A 20,810-nucleotide genomic window follows, 5' to 3' on the forward strand; every position below is an offset into this window, starting at 1 on the left:
TCCGTTGTTAGGTGGTGAAATGGTTTCCTTCTCCAAAAAAATGTTTTTCGCTTTATCCTTTCTCTATCTGGGTATTCATCTTCTGTTCTTTATTTTTCAGAGAAAACTTCTTTTTCCTAATCCTTCTCTTTTAACAAAAGATGCATCGCATTCAATTTTGCAAATACCCAGCTCCGACGGACGCAGCATCTATCTACTTATTTCAGAAGTTCCAAAAAGTCGCGCGCTGGTTTTGCATTTTCATGGAAATGCAGAAATCATACAAGATACCCAGGAATTGGCTGAGCATTATAAAAAAATAGGTATAAGTTTTGTGGCGATGGAGTACGCAGGTTACGGTTTGGCACATAAAGATTCTATTTCGGAAAATAAACTTTATGATGATGCTGAAAAAACCTTTACTTTTTTAAAGGAAAGATTTCCAAATCAGCAAATTGTTTTAGAAGGGCAGTCGATTGGAACGGGTATTGCCGTAGAGTTGGCCAAACGAGGTTATGGTCAAAAACTTATTTTATTTTCCCCTTATAGCAGTGTGCTCGAGCTTGCTCGAGCACATTATCCTTTTCTAATTTTTCTTCCTTATCTGGCTTTAGATCGCTTTGAAAATAGAGCTAAAACATCTTTTATCAAAATGGATACTCTTATTGTTCATGGAAAAGAAGATGAAATTGTTCCCTTTCAAATGGGAGCAGCGCTCCATTCAAAAATTACGAATTCAAAATTGCTTGCCCTAGATCATACAGGGCACAATGATTTGTTTTTAAATCATACAGATTCGATATTTCTGGAAATTGAAAATTTGATTGGAAAGAAGTAAATCTTCCGTTACCGGGTTTTTGTATATTAAATCCTATTTTGTGTAAATTTTCACAAAACAGTAACGTATTATGTGAAAAAAATCACATTTTAGAACTTAATATTGATTTTTATTTCAGAGTCCCGCAAGATAGGTTCCATGCTTCGTAGCCTTTATCAAAAACTTTTGGATTGGAAGGATAGCCTCAGACGCAAACCTCTAATTTTGCAGGGGGCCAGGCAGGTTGGGAAAACCTATTTGATAAAGGAGTTTGGGACTAAAGAATATGCGGATGTCGCTTATTTTAATTTTGAAGAAAAACCCAAGCTTGTTTCTCTGTTTGAAAATGAACTCAGTCCAGCTGCCCTTATTCAATCTCTCCAAATAGAATTGCAAAAAAAAATTGAGCCTCAAAAAACCTTGATGATTTGGGATGAAGTACAAGTTTCTCCCAACGCTTTAAACAGTCTTAAATATTTTTATGAAAACAATCCCGAGTATCATTTGATTTGCGCGGGCTCTCTTTTAGGAATTACCCTAGGGCAGCAAAAATCTTTTCCGGTGGGGAAAGTAAATTTTTTGAATTTGTATCCCTTAAGTTTTGTAGAATTTTTGCAGGCCCTCGGATTTAGCGAATTGCTCTCTCTACTCAAAGAAAAAAAAGATTTTTCGCCTCTTCCAGAATTGTTTCATCAAAAGCTCATCGCCCAATTAAAACTTTATTATTTTTTAGGAGGTATGCCTGAAGTTGTAAAAAACTATCTCCAAAACCAGGATTTACTTGAAGCGCGAACTATTCAACAAGAAATACTTAGATCCTATTTACTTGATTTTTCAAAGCATGCGCAATCTGTGGATGTCATTAAGATTCAACAAGTCTGGGGACAAGTTCCTTCTCAATTGGCTAAAGAGAATAAAAAATTTTCCGTCTCAGAGCTCCATAAAAATGCACGACTCAGAGAATACCGAGTGCCTATTCAATGGCTTTTAGAAGCGGGTTTGCTGCAAAAAGTTGGCAGGGTTAGTCTTCCTAAAATCCCATTAAATGGATATTTACAAGAAGGTTTTTCTAAACTTTATCTGTTAGATACAGGTCTACTGGGTGCACTTTTGGAATTAACCCCTAAAACTCTTATTGAGGGAAATGAACTGTTCACCCACTTTCACGGCGCCCAGGTTGAAAATTTTGTTGCTCAAGAATTACTTACTTATTGCGAGAAACCAATTTATTATTGGAGCAGCCAAGGAAGAGCCGAAGTTGATTTCCTTGTTTCTTTAGAAGAAGAAATTATTCCCATCGAAGTAAAGGCCGGGGAAAATACACGATCAAGAAGCTTGGGCGAATATGTAAGGAATTACCATCCTGAAAAAGCATTGCGCTTTTCTTTGAGAAATTATCACTTTCACAACGGGGCATCGGATATTCCCCTGTATGATGTCTTCCGGATTTTAAGCTTGTAAAAAATAATATCGGTGACGGAGCAAGTTTATTTGCCGATCTGGTATGGCCTAGAAGTGGCGGAGTTTGGGTTTTGCAAGTTTATTTCTTGAGCTCATTCCACAATCCTCTGCCGTATTTCGTATCGATTTCATAGAGCCTGTTAGGATCGATGTTTCTACCAGAATAAATGAGAACAACGGGCGTATCACTGGCTAACCCGTATGTGTCTAATTGGAGAACTCTATAGAGGAGAGCCACTAGCGGTGTCGCGGCGGCACCCTCGGCGACATAACCATCATCATGGAAATAAGCGATTCCTCCTTGAACAAATTTCTCAGGAATTTTAATGACGTCTCTGGCGTATTGCAGAATGTTTGGGAAGCCAGTTTGGCCGATGCGTTGGAGAGCAATGCCATCGGCATCCGTATCGACATGATAGTAATGATCGGGCCGAATAATTTTTTTGGCCCGGAATGATTCTGAAATATAAGGATGGGAATCGGATTCAACGCCAATGACAAGAAGCGAAGGAGCCAACCACGTTGCGATTCCAGCCAACATGCCCCCACCGCCCGCAGGGACAAGTGTGGTGAAAAGCTTGATCCCTCGTCGAGTCATTTCAAGCAATACCTCCATACCGATGGTGCCCTGGCCCATCGACACAAGAGGATTTTCGTAGGCGGGAACAAGAATACGCTCGTCCGGTTTTTCGGCCTGCCAGGCTCGCGCCTGATCTTCAGCTTCTTCAAAAGTGTCACCGACCAATCGCACCTCGGCACCCATTTCGCGACACTGTTCAATTTTTATCGGAGAAGCATTGGTGGGAAGAAAAAGAAGGACTTGAGGAAATCCCAGATTGGCTGCTGCCTGAACCAGTCCTTGTGCGTGGTTCCCATGTGAAGCCGCACAGGGACGCCGTTTTCTCCCCATCACCAATTCATGAATCAAAAGATTCGCCGCACCTCGAATCTTAAACGAACCAATATATTGTCGGTCTTCGCGTTTGAGGTAGACTTCCCTGCCCAGATGTTCGGAAAGCGCCGGAAATAATTCAAGCGGCGTCTGGATCGTGTGATGCGCGCGACCCCCTCGTGGCCGCAATCCCATCTCGCGCTGGAGACCTTCGGCAAAGGGTTCACGGATCCATCGAAACGCCCGCTCGATCCCGGAGGGGTTGATCAGCCCATGACCTTCAATCAACTGTTGAAATTGCTCGCGCACCACCTCGGGCAAAGTCCCTTCACGAGCCATCGTTCCATAAAGTCTTCCCTCAATCTCAAGAAGGATTTTTTGAGCTTCACGGATGGGGGGGTTGGGCTTTTCAAAACGTCGGATCAGATAGATGACACGATCGAGATCCGGTTGAATGGCGTGCATGGATTGCAGTGGCAAAAGGACACGAAGCGTCTCTTGGCCGACATGAGGAATATCGTCCACAAATTCCAACGGCGCAAAAAGCGACGCAATCTGTGTGGCAACATGAAAGAGAGAGGATGATGTCATAAATACCTGTCCCCGGTACTCACGCAGGGCGTTGAAAAACACTCAAAAAACTCACTAAAAGATTATCCGGTGAAAAAACTTAGCAACCAAATTTTTATTTAACCGATAATACTTTGGCCTTTAATCAAAGGAGTGTTTCATGATTCGTTATCAATTAAATATTGGCTCAGGAAGAAATCCTTCCATTCTTGCTTCTCTCAATCATTCTACTCCCCCGCAGAATCAGGGCCAAACGGAATTAAATAGGTCAGAATCTTTAGATCCGACTTCTCTTTTATTAGAAATTACAGAAAATTTAAAACTTATCCCTACTCTTTTTAACACCTTTGTCAGGCCTTCTGTCTCTCATTTTTTTCATGAAATCAGTCAGGATATTTTTACTCCTCAATTTGCGGTAAAATGGGGCGGGCTGCAGGTTCTCTATTCACCAACCCTGTTTTTTGTTTACCTTTTCGGGCCTTTTTGACCCACTTGGGCATGAGTCGAAGTAATGAAATTTTGACTGCCTTGTTACGAGGTGGATCTGTTCAGTGGCGGCATCTTGTTCGATTAGATCATCAGGATTTACTCGGGACCTTCAATGTTGCTGTAGGGGAGGTCTTGGGCGCAAGAGTAGAAAGTAGTTTGAGCATACGTTCACGAGCAACTCAATTTATAGCAGGTCGAATTGGTGGGGGTCTCACCATGAGTTTTAGTTCTTTTTTAGAAGCATGTTTGGGCTCTGCTTTAGGATGGACGCACGAAGAGGCTCTTTCCAATCTCTCGGCAAAATCCATTATAAAAAGCATTGCCATGGATACAGGGTTTAGGTTGGGTCATACTTTATTTGCCCTTCCTTTTTCCAACAGCCACAGTGCTTATGCAGAGCGTTTACGCTCTCGTGCGGATTTAAGACAAATTGAAAGACAAGATTTGCGACAAGCAGGACACGTGATTGCGGAAGGAGCAAGGCAAGCACCTTACATATTAGTTGGAGTAGGGATGGGAATGGGGGCAGGAGTATTGCGAAGACCTCGATTTATTCAATCTCAAACAGGGAGTCTTCGCTTATGCACTCTGATCGATCAACCTATCTCCAAGAGCCCGTTGCCTTAATTGGGCACGGCGGGTTCGACAAGGAGCTCGTCCTTATTTAGGACGGGTTTACTTTATGGCTTCCACGTCCCAGAAATTATGGTCAAGGAGTAGAGGGAAAAAGAGCAGTCCTCAAAATGAGAATGGTCCAAGCTGCATTAAAATTACATCCTGATAGTCGTGAAAAAATAAAAGATCGAGATGTTTTATTGGTGGATGACAATGGAACCGATTGGGTGACTTACATTTGGGCGAGGAACCTTTTTTTTGAAGCTGGGGCTAGAAGTGTGGGGATTGTGACTTTGACAAACACGATTAGAAATACGGCGGATTTAATTATTTAAAAAATAAATTTTCGCAAAAGGGTGAAGCAGGATGGGAGTCTAAAAATTGTGTGCTTTTGAAGCCTTCTTGAGTACCTGCTTCCACTTCATTGCTGGCGGCAGAAAAAAATCTCTTTTTATTTTAGCAGCCTAATTTTTATTTTGATAAAAATAAAGGGATAAATTTGATGAAATTTGACTTTTTTGGCATAAATATTAATACAGTTTTTGATTAAATTTAAGGAATTACGCGTTTTATAAAATCTCCAAAAAGTGGAACGGTAAACTCGGTATCGCCATGGGTTTGGCTGTAAATCATTCCTTTTTTAATGAGGGAGTTTCGGACAGGGGCCCCGGATTGAACTTTGATTCCTAAGACTTTTGCAATATCCCCTGAACGATAAGGGCCTTCCCCCAATTCGGCCATGGCTCGAAGATAGTTTTTTTCACCTCGTGTCAATCGATCGAAGCGAACACGGAAGAAGTTTTCATCCAACTTTTTGATGATTTGAGGCATGGCCTTTTCAACATCTTCTAAAAGGATAGGGGATTGTTTGGCAAAGTTCCAGGTTTCGTAGCCCCATTCTTGGATAAAATACGGATAGCCTTTTGTGGTTTTCAAAATACTTTGAATGGCATCGGGATGAAATTTTACTCCCTGTTGTTGAACCGGAACATTGAGGGCCTCGGCAGCATCCTTATCCTCCAGAGGACCAATATCGGGATAATTAAACAACCGCTCTGCATAAGATTTTGCTTTTCCAGCCAAGCCCACCACTTGGGGAAGACCGGCCCCAATTAGTACTACCGGAAGTTGCTTTTGACCTACAGCATGAATGGCCATAATCAAGGCGCCAAATTCTTTTTCACTGATGTATTGGATTTCATCAATAATTAAGGCAATTCCAGTTTGTCGCGCTGCTGCAGCTTCTCCCAGCGCTATAAATAAGGCGCTTAGGTCGGATTCAAGGTTTCCACTATCTGCAGTTCCGGTTTCAGGCTCCACATCCAAACTTACATTGAAATTTTCATTCCCCAATTTAATAGAGCCGATAAAACTCCGAAAGATTCTCAAGGCACGTTTTACCTTTTGGTTTAGGTTCTCCATTCGATCCAGTTTGAATAATATTTCTCGTAAGGCGGGAATAATTAATTCGGAAAGGCTTTTATTTTCGGGTGCTTCAATAAATGCTGCTTGATAGCCGAGTTGAAGGGCTTCTTCATAAATAGTTCTAAGAAGGACCGTTTTTCCCACTCCACGAAGCCCTACAAGTAAGAAACTCTTCTCTGAGCGTCCATTTTTGATGCGTGCCAAGGTTACTTTTGCTTGGGTAATAATAGGCTGACGGCCAACTAAGGCAGGAGGAGGGGTTCCGGCTCCTGGGCTAAATGGATTTTGAATCGGGTTCATATATAACGAAGTTAGTGAAGTATAATAAAGTTATCAAGTTTAAAGATAACTTTTGTATAAATCGATCTGTTCTACCCTGAATTTACTCCCCATAATTCTTTTCTTCCACCTGATCTGCAGACGCGGCATCGCTCTCGGAGTCACGGGTTTTGCGGGCCTCTCTCATTTTTTGTCGTTCCTTGTACCATTCCTCTGCGATGATCACATTCATGATTTCGTTGGTTCCTGTCCAAATGGAGGCAAGGCGCAGATCTCTGTGGATGCGTTCGACGGGAAAGACATCGGTGTAGCCGATTCCTCCTATTACCTGCATGGCGTTATGAGCGACCTGCTGGCAAGACTCAGTCACAAACCTCTTGGTCTCCGAGACCATGCGCCGAAGCTTTTTTTCCTCCACCCCTTTGTCCACGGCCTCAGAAGTCACATACACCATCGAGCGTGAGGTATCGAGCAAAGTCACTGCCTCAGCGATCTGAAAGCTCACTCCCTGGAATTGGGCCACTGGCCGTCCAAAGGCCTTGCGGCGGCTGCTGTAATCTGTGGCTATTTCCAGGGCCGGACGCGCCGCACCAATCGTCATGGCGGCTGTTCCGAGACGTTCGGGAATCATCATTGTTTTGAAGACCTCAAAGCCACCGTTCATTCGACCAACAATATTCTTTTTGGGAACCTTCACATCCCTGAAGACGACACGGCTGGTTCCGCCACCGCGGCAGCCCATCAAGCCATAGTGATACGGCGTTTCAACACCGGGGCCACGTTCCACGATCAGGGCTGAAATGCCTTTGTGAGATTCTGCCTGGGCGTCTGTTCGTGCATAGACCAGAAAAAAATCTGCCCCTTCTCCACCGACAATAAAGCGCTTCTGACCATTCAGAAGGAAATAATCGCCTTTGTCTTCGGCCTTCGTCGAAGTCCCAAAAAAATCAGAACCTCCACGAGGTTCTGTCAGACATTCGGCCGCAAACACTTTCCCTTGAAGGAGAGGGAACACGTATTTCTCTTTTTGCTCGTCGCTTCCATGGATCATAAGGGCATCACACACCAGTTCGGCTCCCACCCCAAAGGTACAGGCGAAGATATAACCCAGCGTTCCGATCTCTTCCATGGCCATGCTGGCGGTCACCCAATTCATCTCTCGTCCCCCCCACTTCTTGGAATAGCGGCAACCCAGCAGATTTCTTCGCCCTGCCTCCTGAAGAAATTCCTTTGGAAAAGTAATCTTGTTGGCATCCATATCCAGAATCATCTGACTCGGAATGGATTTGACGAAATCTCGAATTTCGTCGCGGAATTTGAGTTGTTGTTCAGAGAGTAAGTGATCGAACATAAAAAATACCTCGTTTGCGAAAATTGTTGGAAACTTTATCTTCAAGTTAGAACAAGCGACTTGCCCATCATCCTTGCCGGCTGAGGAATATGCATAAGCTTTAATAAAGTAGGCGCAATATCCGGTAGGCCCCCGCCCTGGCGTAAAATCTCGGAAGATTTTCCGCGGTAATTTTCGCTAATCAAAATAAAAGGGACCAAATCGATAGTATGCGCGGTATGGGGATTTCCCCTTTCATCCTTCATTTTTTCACAATTGCCATGATCGGCTGTAATCACCACGCTCCCTTGCTGAGACAAGACTTTCTCAACCAGTTGCCCCAGACATTCATCCACCACTTCCACCGCACGGATGGCCGCGGGCAGATTTCCCGTGTGTCCCACCATGTCGGGGTTGGCAAAATTGCAGATCACAAAATCATATTTTTGCTCATCCAGGGCTTTCAGTAATTTTTCAGTAATGCCCTTCGCACTCATTTCCGGCTTCAGGTCATAAGTGGGCACTTCTTTGGGGGAAGGCACTAAAATCCGGTCTTCCCCCGGATAGGGCTGTTCTACACCCCCGCTAAAAAAGAAGGTGACATGGGCATACTTTTCGGTTTCCGCAATCCGCAATTGTCTTAAGCCCTTTTGGCTGAGGATTTCTGGGAAGGTTTCGCGAATATCTATTTTTGGAAAAGCCACTGGCAGATTGAAACCGGCATCGTATTCCGAAAAACATCCAAAATAAGAAAGGCTGGGAAATGTTTTTCGTTCAAAGCCTTCAAAATTTTGTTGCGTCAAGGCCTGCGTCATTTCTCGGGCACGGTCAGCACGAAAGTTGAAGAAGAGGACGGAGTCCTTCGATTGAATCCTCCCGCAAAGCGCAAGCACTGTCGGTAAAATAAATTCATCCGTTTCATTATGTTGAAATGCCGTCTGAACAGCCTCTTCCAGGGTTGAACACAGACGTCCCTTGCCTTCGACTATTGCTTCATAAGCCAGCTGAATTCTCTCCCAGCGTTTATCGCGATCCATAGCATAAAACCGACCGCTCACAGTGGCAATTTGTCCGACTCCAATTTGACGGATCTGATCTTGAAGTTGCATCAAATAAACATCTGCCATTTTTGGAGCAGTATCGCGTCCATCGGTAAAGGCATGGATGTAAACTTTCTCGAGGCCCTTCTGCTTCGCCATTTTCAGGAGTGCATAAAGGTGATCCTGATGCGAGTGCACCGCTCCATCAGACACCAAGCCCAGCAAATGCAGGGCAGAGTTGTTTTGTAGTGCAGCATCCATAGCGGACACCAAAACAGAATTTTTAAAGAAAGAGCCCTCTTCGATCGCCGCATAAATTCGAGTGAGTCCCAGCAAAACAATGCGTCCTGCACCAAGGGTGAGATGACCTACCTCAGAATTTCCCATCAGGCCAGCGGGTAAGCCTACGGCCTTGCCGGAAGCCTCAATCAGGGTGTGAGGATAATTTTTTAAGAAGGAATTCAAATGAGGAGTGTCGGCTTGTTTAACCGCGTTGTCTTTGATTTCGGCTCGTTCGCCAAAACCATCGAGGATAATCAGTACGGTGGGTTTCATATTAGGCATGATGATAAGGAACCTTCTTCAAAATCGTATAAGCTCGATAAAGCTGTTCGACCAGGATCACGCGTGCTAATTCATGGGGAAAGGTCATTTTGGAGAGCGACAGGCGTTCCCGGGCCCCACGAAGCAGCTCTTCGGACACTCCAAAAGGTCCACCTAAAATAAAAACAACCTCTTTGCGGTTTTCATTTTCCAAGCGCTGCAGCAAGGCAGAAAGGTCCTCGCTGCTTTTTTGTTTCCCCTTGACGTCTAGCACAATGTAAAAAGAATCGTCCGACAGCCGCTCTTTAATGAATTCGGCCTCCAGATTAAGCGCTACAGAAGTAGACGTCCCTTTACGAATGGGAAAGTCTTTTACTTCCTCCAACCTCAACGGACACAGGGGTTGAATTCTTCGCAGATAATTTTGGAGTAAATCAAACAGGGCAGGTTCTTTGAGTTTGCCAACGGCAACGATTCTTATTTTCATAAACCTTACTTCTTCTTTTTCGCAGGAGAAACTTTTTTGGCTTTTGCGGATATCTTTTTGATGGACGCCTTAGGTCTACTCTTTTTTTGACTGGTCTTCACGCGTTTGGCCTTCTGCCAAAAGCCTTCCAGGTCGTACTGTTTTCGAACTTCTTCAGTAAAGATGTGCAACACGACATCGAAATAATCGACGATGATCCAAGCCCCCTGATCATAGCCTTCCACCGAATTGGGGCGAATTGCTTCTTTTTTAAGATCCATTTCCACCTTGTCGCAAATGGCCCGGGTCTGGCGGTCTGAAGTGGCCGAACACACCACAAAAAAATCCGTAAAACTGGAGATGCCTTCCAGGTCTAAGATAACAGGATCAATCGCCTTGATTTCACTGGCCAGTGAGGTGATTTTTTTTGCGAGTTCTAGGGGATTATTTTTCATTTTGATTTACCTTAATCCACTGTTTGTTAGAAATTCCTGCTTGTTTTAAAATTCTTTTGAGTAACTCAACACCAATATCGCTTTTATGTGGATTAGGAACTGTCAAAGTAAGATCTGCTTTCTGCATAAACAAATGCTTTCCTCCGGAATAAGGGCCACTAAATCCAAATTTCCGCAGCACTTTAAGAAAATTTCGATGAGAAATGGGGTTTAAAGAAGGCATTAAGCTACTTTTTTGAAATTCAAATTAATCCCTTTTAAGACAGGCAACAATAAATTTTTTCTCAGTCGGATTAAAATCCATTCCTCTAAAACTTCTCGAAGTTCGGTGCGACAAGTTTCTAAATCTTTTGCATTTGCACTCACCCCACGAAAACCAGGGACCTCAGCATAATAACTTTTATCATCCTCAAGAATTTCATATTTTGCCTTTTTAAGAGCTAAATCGACATATTCAAGAATCATAAAAATCTCCCTCTTTACAAGAAATAATAAAGTACAACTTTCTCGATTTTGGCATTTATTTTTTTTTTAAGAAAGAAGAATTATTCCCGAATCTGCCCTTCGCCCCGCACTACATACTTTTGAGCGGTCAGTTCTTCCAAACCCATGGGACCAAAGGCATGCAGTTTGGTGGTCGAAATTCCGATTTCGGCGCCTAAGCCCAGCTGACCCCCATCGTTAAAACGAGTGGAGGCATTCACCAAGACCACCGAAGAATTCATCTCGCGTAAAAAGCGTTCGGCATTTTCTTTGTTTTCAGTGACAATCGATTCGGTATGCAAAGAACCATATTTTTGAATGTGCCCCATCGCCTCCTCCAGATTTTTCACTACCTTGATGGCAATGATCAAATCGAGATACTCTGTGGACCAATCTTCTTTAGTGGCGGCCTTCACAGAGGGACAAATGGCCTTGGTCTTTTCACAGCCCCTCACTTCCACCCCCAGGTTCTGGTAAGTTTGAACCATTGGGGGAAGAAACTTTGCCGCCACTTTTTCATGCACCAGCAAGGTCTCGAGGGCATTGCAAACCGAAGGGCGTTGAACTTTGGAATTGATACAGATTTTTTCAGCCCATTCGAGATTGGCACTTTCATCCACAAAAACATGACACACACCCTTATCGTGTTTCACCACAGGAATTCTCGAATGTTCCCGAATAAACTGCATCAACGACTCACCCCCCCGAGGGATGATGAGATCAATATATTGATCCTGAAGCAATAACTCTTTCATGGCCTCACGATCAGTCACAGGAACCACCTGGATGAGATCTTGATGAATGCCTTCCTCTTTGAGCACCTCGCGTAAAATTTCACCTAGAACGAGGTTCGAATGAATGGCTTCCGAGCCCCCCCGCAGCACCACGGCGTTGCTCGATTTTAAACAGAGCACGGCTGCATCTACCGTCACGTTGGGGCGAGATTCATAGATGATTCCAATCACGCCTAAAGGAATGCGTACTTTTTGAATTTGTAAATGATTAGGGCGAGTCCATTCCTTGACCACTTGCCCGACAGGATCCGCAAGCTCGACGACTTCTTCCACCGCCTTGGCCATTTCTTCGACCCGTCTTTCGTTGAGAGTGAGACGCTCAAGCATCGCAGCAGATAAGCCTTTTTCACGACCGGCTGTTAAATCTTTTTCATTGGCTTCAATAATGCGTGAAGATTGAGCCCGCAGTGCTTGGGCGATGTGTGACAAGGCCTTGTTCTTTTGAAGCGTCGTCAAACGCGAGGCATAAAAAGAAGCAATTTGGGCATTTTGCGCAATTTTTAAAACAGACAATTTCATTTCTCTCTCCCCCTGCTATTTTGGGCTAAAAATAAAGTTCCTTCTTCATTTCCTTGGGCCAAAGAAACAAGAACGCCCGCCCTTCTTCCGGAGGCTATCACCGTCGAAATTCCAAAGGAGAGGGCTCGCTCAGCTGCCTGTAGCTTGGTAATCATGCCGCCTGTGGTTCCTCGGCCTTGGGTATCTTGGGCCAATTTTTTGATCTTGGCAGATATTTTTTCAACGAGGCTCAGTTTTTCTGCCTGAGGATTCCTTCGGGGATCTGCCGTATAAAGACCTTCTTGATCAGTTAAAATTACCAGCAAGGAAGCTTGAGCCACTTCACTCACCCAGGCCGAAAGATTATCATTATCCCCCACCTTGATTTCTTCGACGGCCACCGTATCGTTTTCGTTGATGATAGGGATGCAATTCATCTTTAACAATTCGTGAATCGCATGACGGGTGTTCAAGTGGCGTTCAGGGGAACTAAGGTCTTCTCGCGTGAGCAAAATTTGAGCGATGTTTAGGGCATGTTTTGAAAAAGCCCTTTCATAAAAATTCATCAGACTAATCTGCCCAGCCGCAGCGATGGCCTGTTTTTTTGCAATTTGCGTGGGTTTTGTCTGAAGCCCTATCTTGTGCATGCCACAGGCGATTGCACCCGAGGAAACGAGGATCACTTGCTTTCCGCTGGCCCGAAGCTGAGCCATTTCTTGGGCAAGTCGGGAAAAGATTTTTACATCGGGCGTTCCCTGACTATCGGTCAAAATAGAGCTGCCAATTTTGATGACCCAGAGCTTTGTTTTTTGGATGAAGTGTCTGGAGTTCATGTTAGGGTTTTGAATACGTATATGGACCTGCCTTAGAGTCAAGCAAGTAGTAGTAGAATTTTCAAATATTCTTTGCTAACTCAACAGGCCCATGACCAACAAAATCAAAATCCTCCTTGTCGACGACAATCCCGAAGTGCTTTCGCTGCTCAGCGATCTGCTGGAGGAAAATCCAAAGTATAAGGCTTATGGTGTCCACTCTATCGAGGAAGCCAAGGCGCTTTTTAAAAAGCATGTCTTTCAACTCGTCATCAGCGATTTGCGTCTTAAGAATGAAAGCGGTTTTGATTTGCTGAAAGAGTTGCATCAGGAAAGCCCCTGGGTTCCAGTGATGGTGATGACCGCTTACGGGAGCGTGGATACCGCCATCGAAGCCATTCGCAAAGGAGCCTTTGATTATATCGAAAAACCTTTCCATTCTGAAAAGATTTTTCTCACCGTTTCCCGGGCCATCGAGACCTATTCGTTGCGCACCCAGGTGTATCAGCTGAAACAAAATCTGGTAAACCAATCGTCGTATCATCACATTATTTCTCAAAGCCCCAAGATGCAGGAGGTGTTTTCGCTAATTGAACGCCTCAAAAGCAGCGATGTGAATGTCATCATCACAGGCCCCAGCGGCACCGGAAAAGAAATGGTCGCTCGCGCTATCCATGAGAGTTCAGTAAGAAGCAGCGGACCTTTTATCACCCTGAATTGTTCGGCGATTCCAGAGAATTTGCTCGAAGGAGAATTGTTCGGTTACAAAAAAGGGGCCTTCACTGATGCCAAGGCCGACAAACTGGGTTTGCTGGCCGAAGCCAACGGGGGGACTTTTTTTATGGATGAAGTGGCTGACCTTCCTTTGACTTTACAACCTAAACTCCTGCGAGCCGTGCAACAAAAAGAATTTCGTGCCTTGGGATCCACCCAGATGCAAAACCTCAATCTACGTTTTTTAGCTGCCACCAACCAGGATCTCAAACAGAGGGTGGAAGAAAAAAAGTTTAGGGAAGACCTTTATTATCGTCTCAATGTCGTGCACCTTGACTTGCCGGCCTTAAAAGATCGACGGGAAGATATTCCCCTTTTGACCGAATATTTTCTGGAAAAAATTTCAGCCCGATTTCAAAAGGCCTTTAAAGGAATTCAAGAAGGGGCCTTACAAGAACTGATCAGCTACGACTGGCCCGGAAATGTTCGCGAGTTGGAAAATAGGATGGAACGTGCGGTTGCCCTAGCGGAAGGAGAATGGATTAGTTTAAAGGATCTAAACCTTTCCAAACAAAATGGAAGTAAAAACCCCCACAGTTCTTCCGGTTCGGGCGGTCTGCTGAGCCTTCAAGACATGGAAAAAAATCACATCCTAAAGGTTCTGGAAGCGGCTAAGAACAACCGGAGCCTGGCGGCAAAAATCCTTAAGATTGACCGTAAAACACTTTACAACAAGCTGGCCGAATATCAAATTCAGCTTCCTCAAGAAGAAGAGGGACTAAATATCGCCCTGGAAAAAAACTAGGCCTTATTCTCAGGGGATTTTGGACTAGCAGGTGCGACTGGCACTGCAGCTTTCTCCACCTTTTTTTCAACTTTTTTCTCAGCCTCTTTGCTATAGCCCGAGGCATACCAGCCGCCGCCTTTCAGCTGAAAACTGGAGAGGGACATCTTTTTCTGCATCTTTCCGCTGCACGAAGGACATTTGCGCAAAGGCTTGTCGGAGGCCTTTTGGATAATTTCGTGGTCTTTGCTGCAATTGAGACAGTGATATTCGTATATGGGCATAGGGAGTTCCTATTTTTTTAAAGCCTTTTGGGCATCCCGATAGCCCATTTCATAAGCGGCTTTGATTTTTTTTGGGTCTCGGGTGGTGCGCCCCACGGATAATTTTCCTTCCGGTCGAATCAGAATTACTTTTACATTTGCAGGGGGATTTTCCAGCCAATCGAGCGTGTCGTTATAAATTTTCCAGCGTTGGTTCAAGGCCTTGGCCAGATTTGGATAGCGAGGAAAGAAAAGGTAATTCAGAAAACCCACGGGATTGGGCTTTTTGCGATAGCCTTTGGGCCGGGTACCTATCACTATGATTTCGTCACATTTTTCTTGCAGCGCTTTTTCGATGGGAATGGACGCCGAAACACCTCCGTCGACATGACGTCGTCCATTTAAAATAACCTTTCGGCGATAAAGATAGGGCATAGCGCAAGAAGCGCGGAGATGCTCGACTAGTCCGGGCTCGCGGGCCTCGAAATAAACGGCCTGACCACTGCTGCAATCGGTGGTGTTGATATAAACGCGAGCCTCGCCTTTTAAAAATTCCTCCAGGGGCAGGGGAATTTCCTTTTTGAGAACCTCATCGAGTAAATAGTCGACATCCACAATATTTTTTTTGCTGAACAGGTTTCGATAGCGAATAAAGCGGGGCCCTGCCAAATATTCATGCAGAATTTTGAAATTACGGATGGGATGCCCCCCTACAAAATTTATGGCGCAGGCGGCTCCTGCGCTGGTACCCGCAATCACGTCAAAGTCACGCAGTCCGAGGTCGTGCAAGGCCACGAGGGCACCAGAGGCATAGGCCGATCGCATTCCTCCGCCTTCTATGACGAGTGCTTTTTTTGGTATTGGCATTATTTTCTCAACAATTTCAACGATACATCCAGTAATAATTTTTCCCATTCTTCAGGCGCCGCAGGATGGAGTATCAATTGCACCAAGGCTTCCTGATATCCCCTCCAAAGGCTGTGGGGTAAAGCATATAGACGATCGAGGAGGATAAAGGGAAGATTATTTTCAATTGCGTCTTCGCGTTCCAAATATTGCTCCAGTTGATCTCCATTTTCGGGGCAATCGATCACAAACCGCTCAATTAACAATTTATGTCGGCGGGTGGTCTTTTCCAATTCACGGTCTATCTGCCCCTGAATGGCTTCCAGCGTGGCCAAATAATTATGATGGGCTTCCTTGCTGCATTCTTGCCCTTGGGGATTTTCAAGCTCGACATCGGGCAATTCCACTTTCCAAAGTTTTCCCAAGCGGTAAAACACTTCACTTTCGGTTTGAATTTTAAAAGAACCCTTGGGTCCCACGGTGGCACTGCCATCAATACCGATAAATAAAACCTGCAGGCTTTCGTTTTTTTCTCTCAGCTTCAGGGCGGCATCCAGCACGAGTTGGGCGGTGCCTAATTTGAGATGGCCACGAGGGTCTGTTAATTTTTTTTTGGAAAATGTGGTGTAATAACCTGCGTCAATTCTGTTGTTTTCCGAATCAAGCAGGCCCCAAGCTCGCGTGCCCTGCGGATATACGGCGACCTCCACATCCGTATCCGTCAGCTTTTGCGCCGCTTCCTGCATAGCCAGCCAGCCTTTGCCTTCTTGACGATTGATAAAAATCATGCCGGCCTTTTGAATACACTGGCCGACACCCAACCAGGAATAAAAAAGCGGATTATCAATAAAATGATCTTTGGCGGCAATAAAGCGGGGACGCAGATGCCTCCCCTTGTTTTGAAGTGCCCCCAAGGCAAAAAAGTTGAGGGCAAAATCGAGATAACTTTTGTGGTTGAAGACGAGCAGGAGTTTTCCGTCTAATTTTTCACCCTCACCCTTACCCTCTCCCCTCAAGGGAGAGGGGACACACTCTAGTGAAATCTGCGCCCGCTGAACAATACGCGCTCCCCAGATGCGGGCGAAGGCATCAAACATGTCTATCCCTTTTTGCCCTTCAAAATTTTGCATGGCAAAAATAGCCAATTTGGCGAGCGTCGCCGTATCGATGGCAGATAAAATAAGAGGGCTAAATATTTGCCGAGTTGCCTTCCCCTGGCGATAATCAATTTTCTCAAAACTCACCCGCCTGGCCTCTTGAGGGAAGGGGCGCCTGAAAGATCCCAGCCCTCGGTAGTAAGTCTCAAAAAACTCACCCGGTTCAAGATTATCGATTTTATAAACCCATTCGCAAAAAGCCTTGCGAAAAGAATAGCGATGCAAACGATTGAGGACAGAAAGAATAGCCAAGGCGAAGAAGCAAAAAGCCCTGACAGGATGTGCATGATAAAAATCGAACAATGAAAAAATGAAAAGACCGCTAGCAAGCAGTGTATCTCGCCAGGGAGAGAAAAAATATTCCCAATGTCCCAGTTTGCTCAGATAGGATGAGCGGTCCTTTTGTGGAAAGAGAAAAGAGAAGATCTTTAATAAAAGTGGCAAGTAAATCAGGCTTAAAAACATGACCGCAGAGCACTAAAGGGCTGTTCTGGCGCTGTCAAATGGAGAATTACTCCCTCTTGAGACGACCCAGCTTTTTATCCTGGATAATTTTTTTTAGTTCTTGAATTTTTATTTTTCCTCCGTCACCGATTGCTGATTCCACGGCGTTTCAAAGGTTTTAAAAAACAGATTGAGTAAATCTTAACTTGAGTTCCGCAGATTTTAGTAAGAAGCCACTCTGAAAAGTCCTCTCTCCCTTGAGGGGAGAGAGTCAGAGAGAGGGTGATCCTGAGTGCACTAGAAATACCCCTCACCCTGACCCTCTCCCTCAAGGGGAGAGGGGAAATGCTTTATAGATGGGTACTTGCCAAGAATGAGCAAAAAATGATTCTTAAAATCTGCGGAACTCAAGTCTTAAGAAATCCACGCCATAGAATGTTTAATTAATTTTAATTGCCCATCTAGATACCGATATAGAAAAAAGTTTCCACTTCCCCAGATAGCATCGCATGTAAAGCTTTGATAAATTAATATATAGCCTTTCTTTTCATCGATGGCGGGTAAAGAAAATGAAATGAAGCAACCCATTTCAGGATTTTCTTTTCGAAAATTAGGCCAACCTCCAAAACCATTTTTTTTAAAATATTTACTATATCGATCTTCATAGTTTACAATATAACCCTTTTGGATATCTGAAGTTAAAGTGAGGGGAACAGATTCTTGGTTAATTTCAAAAATCTTATCGATTAAAGATTTAGTGTTGTAGCCTGATACTTTTAGATCCTTTTTTAGTCTTTTCTTGGACTCTTGAATTTCCTTTTTATTTTTTTGAAATGAGATTTCGTTAAATTCTGTTTTAGGGCTGACTATTTGAATTTTTTTACTCTCACTATTTGTCAGTAGCAAAGAATAGATATCATTTACAGAGGGGAATTCCTCCTTCTGATTTGCATAAAGAAGAGAACTCAAAAACAAAGTAAGAAAAATAAAAAAGAATTTTTTCATAAAAAATCTCATCGTGATCAATCCCAAATCCTCAAAACTTCAAAATCTTTACCCCATTTTGTTTGCATGCCTTTAAAAGCGCCCCATCTTTGCTAGCGATGGGGAGATTGTTTGACAGTGCAAGTGCCAGATAAACTGCATCATAGGCGGAAAGTGAATTTTTTCTCGCGAGTTGAAGCCATGGTTACAGAAGCATCTAAAATAAACGATTTCATCTTCTTCCTTCTGCTTTCAATGATGAAATTTTGAGACGACCCAGCTTTTTATCCTGGTTAAATTTTTTTAGTTCTTGAATGATTTCTTTTACTGGAGTGGCGGGGAATTTTTTGGCTGGAATAAGATAAGCAATGGGCATCCCATGTCTGGTTATAGTGATACGCTCTCCCAGAGAGACTTTCTCTAATAGCGCTGGTAGATGAGTTTTTGCCTCGTAAGAGCCGACTGATTTCATGGCAAATCCCCTGGATCTCGTCTGACACTGGTCTTATCGGGTGTAAGGGTTGATTTCTTAACCCCTCAACCTCTCCGCAATCGCCTTCGCCGCGCGGTAATTGGAGCTCAGGGCCAAGGGCACGGATTTTTGTTCGGCGTAATCTCCGGCGACGTACAGGCCTGTGAGGGGGATTTTTTCTGCGTTTTGTGTGGTGAAGGCGGCTTGGGTGTTGGGGTTGATGTCTGGATTTTTATTTTCTTCTTTGAAGGCCAGGCCTACCGCCTCCATCATTTCGCGGTCCATCATCCAGCCCACGGCGGGGGCAAAATAGTCGACGACGATGTAGGTGGGGGTTTCTCCCTCTCTGAAATTCATTTTGAATCTTGTCTTTCCATTTTCTTCAACTTTTTCCACGCCTGCCGTGTTGGTGTTCCAAAGAATTTTCACCTTTCCTTCGGCCTCCCATTGCAAAAATTGATCGTTGTTGTGCACGTGCAGGGAGACGGGGACATTGAAAGGTTTTTTGTGATAAGAAACGTAGATCGTGTTTTTCTTTCGGCCGCTGCCATTTCCTGACAGGCTTTTTACGTTGTCAAACGCGGTATTCCCGCCCCCAATAACGAGGACAGAGGCGTTTTCGATATCGTCTACCTCTACCCCGCGCACGACGCTTTTTCGGATGTCTGAATCAGCAGTGCCCTCTTCCCATTTCAACAAGCGCGGTTTGCCGTAACGGCCTGCAGTCATCAGCACATTTTTTGCCAGATATTTCCCTTGCGGTGTTTCAATGGACCAAAGCGAATTTTCTCGGGCGATTTTATTTACTGGTTCTTTACGTCGTAAATTCACATGAAAATAATCCAGAAAACTGTTCATGCGGTTCAAAAAAACGGCGCGGGTGGTGTCTTGCATACCCACCAGGCCGGCGATAGGTCCCGGAGGGCCACTGTAAAAAGTATCGGCCTCTTTTTCTCTCGACCAGATGTCGCGTACGGTAGAATTGGCTTCGGATTTTTCAAAGATTGCATAACGAAAAACACCCATGGCCGTCAGATTGACCCCGGCTGAAATTCCGCCAGGGCCTCCGCCAATCACCGCCACATCGAGTACAGCGGGATTTTCATCCAATTTTCCGGAACGCATTTCTTCGACACTGGGGGCATAAACCAGACGAGATTCCGCATCAAAATGCAGCCTTAATTTTCCCTGGGCATCCCAGATTTTCACGTTGGCAATGTGGTCAACGTCCGGCATGCGAAAATAATGATGTTGATGGGGGTTGGGCAGATAAAGCAACTTTTCAAAAAAGTTTTTCCAATTGATTTGTGCAGAAGCGTCCAGGTGCAAGTCCAGGTTCTGGTATTGTTCACGAAGCAGACCAACAAGTTCCTCTTCGCTTTTTAAGCCTTGAACGACTTTGGCTTTAAAATCATGGGCCGGAAGAGGCCGCACAAAGCCCATCAGATCCTGTTCACAAAATTGAGCGATATTTTTTGCCAAAAGGGACGAGCTGTTCAGGCACTTGTTAATTTGCTGTTTGAAGATTTCTATCGTGACCTCGCGTTCGGGCCGGTTGGAGGTCTGCGAGAGGGTCTCTGCATCTTCGCGAATTCCGATGAGGTCGATTCCCAGGGCCAGTGCGAGGACGTGTCGAATCTCCTCCTGTGCAAAACCCACTTCCTTTTCGGCGAGTAAAATTTCATTTTTACCCAGAAATTCCTGCACATTCTGCAAATGCGACAAGGTGTTTAATTCGCGATAGGGTTTTTCGAGGGCAAAACGTTCGGGCTGATCGTAATAATAGTTGGTAAGAATGCGGGTGGATTTCTGTGCCAGATCGAGTGCCGGCCATTTTTTTTGATCGCCGCGAGTGAGCTCCAGGCCTTCCATTACCGTCTGGAGTGCCTCTTCGTACAATTTTTCTGCCTCCGCTTTTTTGTTTTGTTTCAGTAAAGCATAGGCCTGGATAATAGCTTGAGTGCGCTGGTTAATCTTTTGAGTGTCAGCTCCGGCTGGCAGGGGAGCGGAAAGTGCCTTGAGTTCCTCGAGCAACTTTAGAGTTAGATCGCACCTCGCCTTGAGTTCAAATTTCTCATCGTGCAGAGGCACAAATCGGTCTAGGAGTAGGGCCAGCAAGACATCTTGTGTAGAACAATGCATGTATCATCCTTGTCTAAGGTTTTTAATGGGGGCACGGCAGAACGGCCCCTACCCCA

General features: G+C 44.6%; 22 protein-coding genes. 6 read left to right on the forward strand and 16 right to left on the reverse strand.

The window, feature by feature from the left end; all coding sequences use genetic code 11:
- The first annotated feature begins 19 nt into the window (after positions 1 to 19).
- Both HQM15_06260 and HQM15_06265 read left to right on the forward strand, forming a co-directional pair.
- The gene (locus HQM15_06260) at positions 20 to 817 is read left to right on the forward strand and encodes an alpha/beta hydrolase (protein MBF0492368.1); all 798 of its coding nucleotides are present in this window, start codon (positions 20 to 22) and stop codon (positions 815 to 817) included.
- Between the two features lie 138 nt (positions 818 to 955).
- Positions 956 to 2,257 (forward strand): ATP-binding protein, encoded by a 1,302-nt coding sequence (locus tag HQM15_06265; protein MBF0492369.1) that lies wholly within the window; start codon positions 956 to 958, stop codon positions 2,255 to 2,257.
- Between the two features lie 79 nt (positions 2,258 to 2,336).
- On the opposite strand, the gene HQM15_06270 is transcribed toward HQM15_06265, so the two are convergent.
- Positions 2,337 to 3,740, reverse strand: coding sequence for a pyridoxal-phosphate dependent enzyme (locus HQM15_06270; protein ID MBF0492370.1), 1,404 nt, complete (start codon positions 3,738 to 3,740; stop codon positions 2,337 to 2,339).
- Positions 3,741 to 3,879: 139 nt separating this feature from the next.
- Between HQM15_06270 and HQM15_06275 the strand changes: the two genes are divergently transcribed.
- The 3 genes from HQM15_06275 to HQM15_06285 all read left to right on the forward strand — a co-directional run bounded on the left by HQM15_06275 (position 3,880) and on the right by HQM15_06285 (position 5,158).
- Positions 3,880 to 4,206 (forward strand): hypothetical protein, encoded by a 327-nt coding sequence (locus HQM15_06275; protein ID MBF0492371.1) that lies wholly within the window; start codon positions 3,880 to 3,882, stop codon positions 4,204 to 4,206.
- A gap of 11 nt (positions 4,207 to 4,217) precedes the next feature.
- A complete protein-coding gene (locus HQM15_06280) occupies positions 4,218 to 4,835 on the forward strand; it encodes a hypothetical protein (protein MBF0492372.1) in 618 nt (205 codons plus the stop codon).
- 116 nt (positions 4,836 to 4,951) lie between these two features.
- Entirely contained in the window at positions 4,952 to 5,158 is a 207-nt protein-coding gene (locus HQM15_06285) for a hypothetical protein (protein MBF0492373.1), read from the forward strand.
- 217 nt (positions 5,159 to 5,375) lie between these two features.
- Here HQM15_06285 and HQM15_06290 read toward each other — a convergent pair whose 3' ends face one another.
- The 9 genes from HQM15_06290 to proB all read right to left on the reverse strand — a co-directional run bounded on the left by HQM15_06290 (position 5,376) and on the right by proB (position 12,969).
- Positions 5,376 to 6,548 carry an AAA family ATPase gene (locus tag HQM15_06290; protein ID MBF0492374.1) on the reverse strand — a complete coding sequence of 391 codons (1,173 nt, stop codon included), beginning with the start codon at positions 6,546 to 6,548 and terminating at the stop codon, positions 5,376 to 5,378.
- A gap of 82 nt (positions 6,549 to 6,630) precedes the next feature.
- The gene (locus HQM15_06295; protein ID MBF0492375.1) at positions 6,631 to 7,878 is read right to left on the reverse strand and encodes an acyl-CoA/acyl-ACP dehydrogenase; all 1,248 of its coding nucleotides are present in this window, start codon (positions 7,876 to 7,878) and stop codon (positions 6,631 to 6,633) included.
- A 41-nt stretch (positions 7,879 to 7,919) separates the two neighbouring features.
- Positions 7,920 to 9,461, reverse strand: coding sequence for a 2,3-bisphosphoglycerate-independent phosphoglycerate mutase (locus tag HQM15_06300; protein ID MBF0492376.1), 1,542 nt, complete (start codon positions 9,459 to 9,461; stop codon positions 7,920 to 7,922).
- Entirely contained in the window at positions 9,454 to 9,927 is a 474-nt protein-coding gene (locus HQM15_06305) for a 23S rRNA (pseudouridine(1915)-N(3))-methyltransferase RlmH (GenBank protein MBF0492377.1), read from the reverse strand. The genes HQM15_06300 and HQM15_06305 overlap by 8 nt, the downstream gene beginning before the upstream one ends.
- A gap of 5 nt (positions 9,928 to 9,932) precedes the next feature.
- A complete protein-coding gene (rsfS, locus tag HQM15_06310; GenBank protein MBF0492378.1) occupies positions 9,933 to 10,361 on the reverse strand; it encodes a ribosome silencing factor in 429 nt (142 codons plus the stop codon).
- Positions 10,351 to 10,584 carry a type II toxin-antitoxin system HicA family toxin gene (locus HQM15_06315; protein ID MBF0492379.1) on the reverse strand — a complete coding sequence of 78 codons (234 nt, stop codon included), beginning with the start codon at positions 10,582 to 10,584 and terminating at the stop codon, positions 10,351 to 10,353. Before HQM15_06315 ends, rsfS begins: the two co-directional genes overlap by 11 nt.
- On the reverse strand, positions 10,584 to 10,826 hold the full coding sequence (locus HQM15_06320; protein MBF0492380.1) for a type II toxin-antitoxin system HicB family antitoxin: 243 nt from the start codon (positions 10,824 to 10,826) through the stop codon (positions 10,584 to 10,586). Before HQM15_06320 ends, HQM15_06315 begins: the two co-directional genes overlap by 1 nt.
- Before the next feature lie 80 nt (positions 10,827 to 10,906).
- Positions 10,907 to 12,157: a glutamate-5-semialdehyde dehydrogenase gene (locus HQM15_06325; GenBank protein ID MBF0492381.1), complete on the reverse strand. Its 1,251-nt coding sequence runs from the start codon at positions 12,155 to 12,157 to the stop codon at positions 10,907 to 10,909.
- A complete protein-coding gene (proB, locus tag HQM15_06330; protein MBF0492382.1) occupies positions 12,154 to 12,969 on the reverse strand; it encodes a glutamate 5-kinase in 816 nt (271 codons plus the stop codon). The genes HQM15_06325 and proB overlap by 4 nt, the downstream gene beginning before the upstream one ends.
- A gap of 91 nt (positions 12,970 to 13,060) precedes the next feature.
- On the opposite strand from proB, the gene HQM15_06335 reads away from it, so the two are divergent.
- Entirely contained in the window at positions 13,061 to 14,467 is a 1,407-nt protein-coding gene (locus HQM15_06335; protein ID MBF0492383.1) for a sigma-54-dependent Fis family transcriptional regulator, read from the forward strand.
- Here the strand turns inward: HQM15_06335 and HQM15_06340 are convergent.
- The 6 genes from HQM15_06340 to HQM15_06365 form a co-directional block, all read right to left on the reverse strand.
- Positions 14,464 to 14,730: a zinc ribbon domain-containing protein gene (locus HQM15_06340; GenBank protein ID MBF0492384.1), complete on the reverse strand. Its 267-nt coding sequence runs from the start codon at positions 14,728 to 14,730 to the stop codon at positions 14,464 to 14,466. The genes HQM15_06335 and HQM15_06340 overlap by 4 nt on opposite strands.
- 9 nt (positions 14,731 to 14,739) lie before the next feature.
- Positions 14,740 to 15,576 (reverse strand): patatin family protein, encoded by an 837-nt coding sequence (locus HQM15_06345; GenBank protein ID MBF0492385.1) that lies wholly within the window; start codon positions 15,574 to 15,576, stop codon positions 14,740 to 14,742.
- Entirely contained in the window at positions 15,576 to 17,177 is a 1,602-nt protein-coding gene (locus HQM15_06350; GenBank protein MBF0492386.1) for a 1-acyl-sn-glycerol-3-phosphate acyltransferase, read from the reverse strand. The genes HQM15_06345 and HQM15_06350 overlap by 1 nt, the downstream gene beginning before the upstream one ends.
- A 393-nt stretch (positions 17,178 to 17,570) precedes the next feature.
- Positions 17,571 to 18,161: a hypothetical protein gene (locus HQM15_06355; GenBank protein MBF0492387.1), complete on the reverse strand. Its 591-nt coding sequence runs from the start codon at positions 18,159 to 18,161 to the stop codon at positions 17,571 to 17,573.
- 211 nt (positions 18,162 to 18,372) lie between these two features.
- The gene (locus HQM15_06360; protein MBF0492388.1) at positions 18,373 to 18,612 is read right to left on the reverse strand and encodes a type II toxin-antitoxin system prevent-host-death family antitoxin; all 240 of its coding nucleotides are present in this window, start codon (positions 18,610 to 18,612) and stop codon (positions 18,373 to 18,375) included.
- A 57-nt stretch (positions 18,613 to 18,669) separates the two neighbouring features.
- A complete protein-coding gene (locus tag HQM15_06365; GenBank protein MBF0492389.1) occupies positions 18,670 to 20,754 on the reverse strand; it encodes an NAD(P)-binding domain-containing protein in 2,085 nt (694 codons plus the stop codon).
- Positions 20,755 to 20,810 lie beyond the last annotated feature (56 nt).

It is taken from the genome of Deltaproteobacteria bacterium, assembly GCA_015233135.1.
Lineage (GTDB): Bacteria > UBA10199 > UBA10199 > JADFYH01 > JADFYH01 > JADFYH01.

Coding starts and splice junctions, on each gene's coding strand:
- HQM15_06315 (MBF0492379.1), bottom strand. CDS start 10,584: ATGCCTTCTTTAAACCCCATTTCTCATCGAAATTTTCTTAAAGTGCTG.
- HQM15_06270 (MBF0492370.1), bottom strand. CDS start 3,740: ATGACATCATCCTCTCTCTTTCATGTTGCCACACAGATTGCGTCGCTT.
- HQM15_06260 (MBF0492368.1), top strand. CDS start 20: ATGGTTTCCTTCTCCAAAAAAATGTTTTTCGCTTTATCCTTTCTCTAT.
- HQM15_06265 (MBF0492369.1), top strand. CDS start 956: ATGCTTCGTAGCCTTTATCAAAAACTTTTGGATTGGAAGGATAGCCTC.
- HQM15_06305 (MBF0492377.1), bottom strand. CDS start 9,927: ATGAAAATAAGAATCGTTGCCGTTGGCAAACTCAAAGAACCTGCCCTG.
- rsfS (MBF0492378.1), bottom strand. CDS start 10,361: ATGAAAAATAATCCCCTAGAACTCGCAAAAAAAATCACCTCACTGGCC.
- HQM15_06285 (MBF0492373.1), top strand. CDS start 4,952: ATGAGAATGGTCCAAGCTGCATTAAAATTACATCCTGATAGTCGTGAA.
- HQM15_06335 (MBF0492383.1), top strand. CDS start 13,061: ATGACCAACAAAATCAAAATCCTCCTTGTCGACGACAATCCCGAAGTG.
- HQM15_06340 (MBF0492384.1), bottom strand. CDS start 14,730: ATGCCCATATACGAATATCACTGTCTCAATTGCAGCAAAGACCACGAA.
- HQM15_06355 (MBF0492387.1), bottom strand. CDS start 18,161: ATGAAAAAATTCTTTTTTATTTTTCTTACTTTGTTTTTGAGTTCTCTT.
- HQM15_06320 (MBF0492380.1), bottom strand. CDS start 10,826: ATGATTCTTGAATATGTCGATTTAGCTCTTAAAAAGGCAAAATATGAA.
- HQM15_06350 (MBF0492386.1), bottom strand. CDS start 17,177: ATGTTTTTAAGCCTGATTTACTTGCCACTTTTATTAAAGATCTTCTCT.
- HQM15_06295 (MBF0492375.1), bottom strand. CDS start 7,878: ATGTTCGATCACTTACTCTCTGAACAACAACTCAAATTCCGCGACGAA.
- HQM15_06290 (MBF0492374.1), bottom strand. CDS start 6,548: ATGAACCCGATTCAAAATCCATTTAGCCCAGGAGCCGGAACCCCTCCT.
- HQM15_06345 (MBF0492385.1), bottom strand. CDS start 15,576: ATGCCAATACCAAAAAAAGCACTCGTCATAGAAGGCGGAGGAATGCGA.
- HQM15_06360 (MBF0492388.1), bottom strand. CDS start 18,612: ATGAAATCAGTCGGCTCTTACGAGGCAAAAACTCATCTACCAGCGCTA.
- HQM15_06300 (MBF0492376.1), bottom strand. CDS start 9,461: ATGCCTAATATGAAACCCACCGTACTGATTATCCTCGATGGTTTTGGC.
- HQM15_06365 (MBF0492389.1), bottom strand. CDS start 20,754: ATGCATTGTTCTACACAAGATGTCTTGCTGGCCCTACTCCTAGACCGA.
- HQM15_06325 (MBF0492381.1), bottom strand. CDS start 12,157: ATGAAATTGTCTGTTTTAAAAATTGCGCAAAATGCCCAAATTGCTTCT.
- HQM15_06280 (MBF0492372.1), top strand. CDS start 4,218: ATGAGTCGAAGTAATGAAATTTTGACTGCCTTGTTACGAGGTGGATCT.
- proB (MBF0492382.1), bottom strand. CDS start 12,969: ATGAACTCCAGACACTTCATCCAAAAAACAAAGCTCTGGGTCATCAAA.
- HQM15_06275 (MBF0492371.1), top strand. CDS start 3,880: ATGATTCGTTATCAATTAAATATTGGCTCAGGAAGAAATCCTTCCATT.